This is a genomic window from Kitasatospora kazusensis (assembly GCF_039529945.1).
Classification (GTDB): domain Bacteria; phylum Actinomycetota; class Actinomycetes; order Streptomycetales; family Streptomycetaceae; genus Kitasatospora; species Kitasatospora kazusensis.
Genome location: NZ_BAAANT010000096.1, coordinates 1 through 5146 on the forward strand (window position 1 = coordinate 1; position 5146 = coordinate 5146).

Annotated in this window: 6 protein-coding genes; 3 read left to right on the forward strand and 3 right to left on the reverse strand. The window is 71.7% G+C overall.

What is annotated here, in order from left to right:
• A partial coding sequence (locus tag ABD330_RS31895; protein WP_344469811.1) for an adenosylhomocysteinase occupies positions 1–97 on the forward strand: 97 nt, incomplete at its 5' end.
• Positions 98–182: 85 nt separating this feature from the next.
• On the opposite strand, the gene ABD330_RS31900 is transcribed toward ABD330_RS31895, so the two are convergent.
• Together ABD330_RS31900 and ABD330_RS31905 are read right to left on the reverse strand one after the other, a co-directional pair.
• Positions 183–1325, reverse strand: coding sequence for a hypothetical protein (locus ABD330_RS31900; RefSeq protein WP_344469805.1), 1143 nt, complete (start codon positions 1323–1325; stop codon positions 183–185).
• Complete coding sequence (locus tag ABD330_RS31905) at positions 1322–1837, reverse strand: SigE family RNA polymerase sigma factor (protein WP_344469806.1); 516 nt, start codon at positions 1835–1837, stop codon at positions 1322–1324. Before ABD330_RS31905 ends, ABD330_RS31900 begins: the two co-directional genes overlap by 4 nt.
• Positions 1838–1946: 109 nt before the next feature.
• On the opposite strand from ABD330_RS31905, the gene ABD330_RS31910 reads away from it, so the two are divergent.
• The gene (locus ABD330_RS31910) at positions 1947–2582 is read left to right on the forward strand and encodes a hypothetical protein (RefSeq protein WP_344469807.1); all 636 of its coding nucleotides are present in this window, start codon (positions 1947–1949) and stop codon (positions 2580–2582) included.
• Position 2583: 1 nt separating this feature from the next.
• Here the strand turns inward: ABD330_RS31910 and ABD330_RS31915 are convergent, their stop codons facing one another.
• Positions 2584–3513: an RDD family protein gene (locus ABD330_RS31915; protein ID WP_344469808.1), complete on the reverse strand. Its 930-nt coding sequence runs from the start codon at positions 3511–3513 to the stop codon at positions 2584–2586.
• 206 nt (positions 3514–3719) lie between these two features.
• On the opposite strand from ABD330_RS31915, the gene ABD330_RS31920 reads away from it, so the two are divergent.
• Positions 3720–4733 (forward strand): stage II sporulation protein M, encoded by a 1014-nt coding sequence (locus tag ABD330_RS31920; protein ID WP_344469809.1) that lies wholly within the window; start codon positions 3720–3722, stop codon positions 4731–4733.
• Positions 4734–5146 lie beyond the last annotated feature (413 nt).

Genomic DNA, 5146 nt, shown 5'->3' on the forward strand with positions numbered 1-5146 from the left:
GCTGGGCGTCAAGCTCACCGTCCTCTCGCAGCAGCAGGCCGACTACATCGGCGTCCCGGTCGAGGGCCCGTACAAGCCGGAGCAGTACCGCTACTGATCCGCCTGCTTGAACGCTTGAACGAATGACGCGTACGGCCGGTGCACCCCCGTGTCACCGGCCGTACGCGTGTCCAAGACCGGCCTCAGCCGAGTACCCCGGTGGTCCAGGCGCTCTGGTCCGGGCCGAGCAGGGTGAACCTGCCCAGCCAGCCGGTCAGCCCGCCGACGGGGCCGAGCATGCCCACCGGCTGCGCCGAGACGCAGGCGCGCACGCCCTGCGCGTTCCCGCAGGCCATCGGCTCCTGCGACACCGGCGGGAGCCCCGGCAGGGGCGCCCGGGAAGGGATCACGGCGGCCGGCACGGTGGCCGTCGAGCCCGCCGGGACGAACACGGTGGTGAAGTTGTAGTCCCCCGCCGCGTAGTTCACGTCCACCTCCCAGGGCTGCGGCGCGTCCGCGACCGGCTGTTGCACGATCACCCCCGAGACCTTGAAAGTGTCCGGCACGCCGTGCAGCCGGAAGGGCAGCGGGACCTGCCGGTGCGCGAAGGTCACCCCGGCCGCCACCCGCAGCGGCACCTGCTCACGGTCGGCCGCCGGGAGACCGGACGAGTCGAGCTGGGCCCAGCGCCCGTCGGGTGTCCGCCACCGCAGCAGGTCGAGCCCCTCTCGGTAGTTTGCGTCGTTCGAGGACACCCAGTAGGCCTCGCGCCCGTTCACCGCCGGCGCGTCGACGCGGACGGCGTGGGCCCCGGTCGGGAAGTCCTTCAACTCGGGCGTCGTCCCCGCCGGGTACACGGTGAGAGTCATGACCGGCGAGGCCGGCGTGCCCCCTACGACCCCCCGGGCCTGGAGGCTCGTACCGTTCCACTCCGCCCGGTACCAGACGCTCTTGGTGAAGTCCGGCAGCCACCCGAAAGCCGCCTCGGCGGTCAACGGATCGCTGCCGCTGAACGGCAGGGCCGTCTGCGCGGAGGTCGGAGCGGCCGGCGCCGGACTGCCCGGACCGCCGACGTACTTGGACGGCGTGCCCGTCGGGGACGGGCTGCGCGGAGCCCCGTCGGCGGGCCGGACCGAGTCCGCCGCGGCACCCGGCCGCAGCACCGCCAGCGTGCTCGCGCCCGCCACCAGCACCGCGAGCGTGGTCGCCGCCACCGCGAAGCGACGGCGGCGCACCCGCGCACGCCCGTCCCGCGCAGCGGTGTGGACATCGACGGTGCTGGGCGGCGCGGCCGACTCGGCGAGCTCGGCGAGGCGGGCGGCCAGCCCACTCTGGTCGGTGTTCATGCCCGGGACCTCTCTGTCGGCCGGGGGGTGAGGTTGCGCCGCAGCGTGTCCAACCCCCGTGAGGTCTGACTCTTGACGTTGCCCGAGGAGCAGCCGAGCGCGTCGGCGGTCTGGTCGATCGTCAGATCGCAGTAGTACCGGAGCACCACGGTCGCCCGCTGCCGGGGCGGCAGCGCGGCCAGCGCCTGCCGCAGATCCAGGGAGGTGTCCGGATCGGACTGCGTCCAGACCGGCTCTGCCCCGATCTCGGCACCCCGTGCCCAGCGCCGCAGCCAGGGCGAGCGCTGCTCGGCGAGGAAGGTGTTCACCAGCACCGTCCGCGCATAGCCGTCCCGGTTCTCCACCCGCCCGGCCCGGTGCCAGTTGGCGTACAGCTTGGTGATGCTCTCCTGCACCAGGTCGTCCGCCCGGTGCCAGTCCGAGCAGAGCAGGTACGCGACCTTGCGCAGCCACCCGCCCCTGGAGGCCACGTACTCGGTGAACTCGTCGTCGCGCGACTTGTCCGTGGTCAAGGCCCCTCCTCCCTCCCGCTGAGCGGCACGTCGGTGCACCACCCGCCTCCCTAATGCGGGCGGACGGGTGAAAGGTTGCATGCCTCTGCGCCGCCGTAGGCTTCGACCCATGCCCAACGGCCGCTACTCACTCCACGACACCCATGACCACGTCCTGCTCGGGGAGGAACGCTTCAGCTGCGCCCCCGGCCCCGCAGGCTGGCGGTACGTCTCCAAGACCTACGGCCCGGACGGCAGCACCCTCGCCACCACCGACCTCACCCTCGACTCCCGCAGCCGCCCGCTCCGCCTCGAACTGCGGGCCGGCGGCTGGCAGGTCCGCGGCGGCGCGGTGGACGGCGTCGCCTGGGTCCGCACGGACGCGGCCGACCCGGCGGGCGAGCACGCCGCCGAGGGCCACGACCGCGCGCACGCCTTCACCGGCAGCTCACCGGCCTTCCTGATCGCCACCGCCCGCATGCTCCGGCTCAGCCCCGGCGGCAGCGCCCGGGTCCGGCTGGTGGCTTTCACCGAACCGGTCCTGGCGCCCCGCACCCTCGACCAGGGCTGGCAGCTGGAGTCCGTCGAGACGCACGACACCGACAGCGGGCCGCTCCTGGTCGAGCAGTACCAGATCGCCGACCTGGAGACCGGTGAGCAGCAGATCGTCCACCTCGCCGGGGACGTGGTCCTGTCGGCGTCCGGCATCCAGCTGGAGGAACTGGCCTCCCCGCCCAACGTCTGGCCCACCGAGTACTACGGCTGAGTCAGGCCGGCGGCGCGAAGCCGCTCGGCGGCGTCACGGGCGGCGCGGCCGGGGGCTGCGCCTGCTGGGGCTGCTGGGGCTGCGGCGCCTGGTAGGGCTGGGCCTGCTGGTGTCCCTGGTACTCCTGCGGCCGGTACTGCTGTTGCTGCTGCTGGGCGTACTGCTGCGCCCCCATCGCCCGGTCCCACTCCCGCCGCTGCCGCTCGGCGAGGACCGCGCCCAGGTAGTCGGCCGGGTGCGGCCCGTACGGCGCGGGGTGCCCGGTACGGGCGACCAGGTCACCGACCAGCTGGTGGGCCATCCGCTCCGACACCGCGAGATCCAGCTGGTCCAGCCGGCCCAGGTACTGCCGGACGGCGAGCCAGAGCCCGTCCGGCACGGCGGACAGGTCCAGCGCGGCCAGCTCCCCGCCGAGCCGCTGCATCAGCTCCGGCGGCAGCGGCGGCAGCGCGTCCCGCCCGCGTCCGGCACCGGGCACCCGCTCCCGGACCACCAGCGTCCCCGCGAAGATGTCGCCCAGCCGCCGGCCCTCCACGGAGATCAGCGAGGTGATCACGGCCGGAACGCCCACGAACATGATCAGCTCGGCGAAGCCCACCAGCCCCCGGACCAGGGCGTGCCGGAAGCGCACCGGCCCGCCGTCGTTGCGGACGACCCGCAGCCCGAACGCCAGCTTGCCCAGCGAGCGCCCCCGGGACAGCGTCTCGACCAGCACCGGCACCGCCACCAGGCAGAACACCATCAGCCCGAGCGACACCGCGGCACTGGCCGCGAAGTCGATGTCGGGCGCCACGAAGGCGAGCACCAGCACGCCGGTGATCAGTGCCGCCCACTCCACGGTCAGATCGATCGCGATGGCCAGCGCCCGGCTCGGCATCTTCGCGGTGCGCAGTCCGAGGACCACCGCCTCGCCCGTCACAAGCTCGCTCACGACACCCCGTCCGTTCCGTCTGCGGTCCCGCCCGCATCGAAGGTGCCCGCCGACCGGCTCAGCCCCCGTACTTCCAGCCGTAAACATACGGTGACCGGTATTCCCCCGGAAGAGCAGTACGGCAACCGATGCGTACGGGCGTACGACCTCTGGCAAGCTAGGCCCGCCGCTACCCCTTCCACGCCTGTCAGCTGGAGTGAACCGCCATGGATCTCGACGTCTTCGTCGCCGCGCACCAAGCGGAGTGGCAGCGGTTGGAGGCCCTCAGCAAGCGGCGCCGGCTGAACGGCGAGGAGGCGGACGAACTCGTCACCCTCTACCAGCGCGCCACCAGCCACCTCGCCCAGGTCCAGGCCACCGCCCCCGACCCCACGCTGGAGGGCCGGCTCACCACACTGGTCGCCCGGGGCCGGAGCGCGGTGACCGGCGCCCGCACCTCCTCCTGGCGCGACGTGGGCCGGTACTACACGGTCAGCTTCCCCGCCGCGCTCTACCGCTCCCGGCGCTGGTGGATCCCGATCGCGGTGCTCTCCCTGCTCGGCTCCGCCCTGATCGCCTGGTGGATCACCACCCACCCCGAGGTCCGCGACAGCCTCGCCGCCCCGGACCAGCTCCGCCAGATGACCAGGCCCGGCGGCGAGTACGAGACGTACTACACCGACCGCCCGTCCAGTTCCTTCGCGGCCCAGGTGTGGACCAACAACGCCTGGATCGCGGCCCAGTGCCTGGTCTTCGGCGTCGTGCTCGGCCTGCCGGTGCTCTACGTGCTCTTCCAGAACGTCATGAACCTCGGCATCGGCCTGGGCCTGATGTCCTCGGCCGGCCGCCTCGACCTGTTCCTCGGCCTTCTGCTGCCGCACGGCCTGCTGGAACTCACCGCGGTCTTCGTCGCCGCGGGGATGGGCCTGCGCCTCGGCTGGACGATCATCGACCCGGGCCCGCGCACCCGCCTCACGGCTCTCGCCGAAGCCGGCCGCTCCACCATCGGCATGGCCGTCGGCCTGGCCACCGTGCTCTTCGTGAGCGGAATCCTCGAAGCCTTCGTGACCCCGTCCGGCCTGCCCACCTGGGCACGGATCGGCATCGGGGTCCTGGCCGAGGTGCTCTTCCTGCTCTACGCCCTGGTCCTCGGCCGCCGCGCCGCCGGCCTAGGCGAGTCCGGCGAGACGGGCGATGTGGAAGAGGCGGACCGGACCGATCTCCGACCGGTGGCCGCGTGAGGCGTGCGCCGGAACGGCGCTCCGAGCTGGTAGTCTCATGATCAACCCGCAAGACCATTGACGTGGTACTGGTGGGGGAGTAGGTTTGAACGGTTGGGACCGACTGGACACAGTCGCCACCAGGCGTTAATGTCTACGACACAGCCGAGTCGAGGCAGTAGGTGTCCACGGACGCCCGCCTGATCAGGCAAAACCTGGGACTGAGCACGGTGAAGCGTTTGATACGCTTCATTGCGAAGTCAGAGGAAATCCCCCAAGCGGGAATTCGGATAAACGAAACTCCGGGAAAACGGAGCGGAAAACATCTGATAAGCTTGAAACACGAAAGAACGAAGCGCCCGGAGAGCTTGCGAGAGCGGCTTGAAGGAAGCGTCCGTTCCTTGAGAACTCAACAGCGTGCCAAAAGTCAACGC

Excerpts from the sequence above, each read along its gene's own strand:
- ABD330_RS31910 (WP_344469807.1), top strand. The coding sequence starts at position 1,947 with ATGCCCAACGGCCGCTACTCACTCCACGACACCCATGACCACGTCCTG.
- ABD330_RS31920 (WP_344469809.1), top strand. The coding sequence starts at position 3,720 with ATGGATCTCGACGTCTTCGTCGCCGCGCACCAAGCGGAGTGGCAGCGG.
- ABD330_RS31900 (WP_344469805.1), bottom strand. The coding sequence starts at position 1,325 with ATGAACACCGACCAGAGTGGGCTGGCCGCCCGCCTCGCCGAGCTCGCC.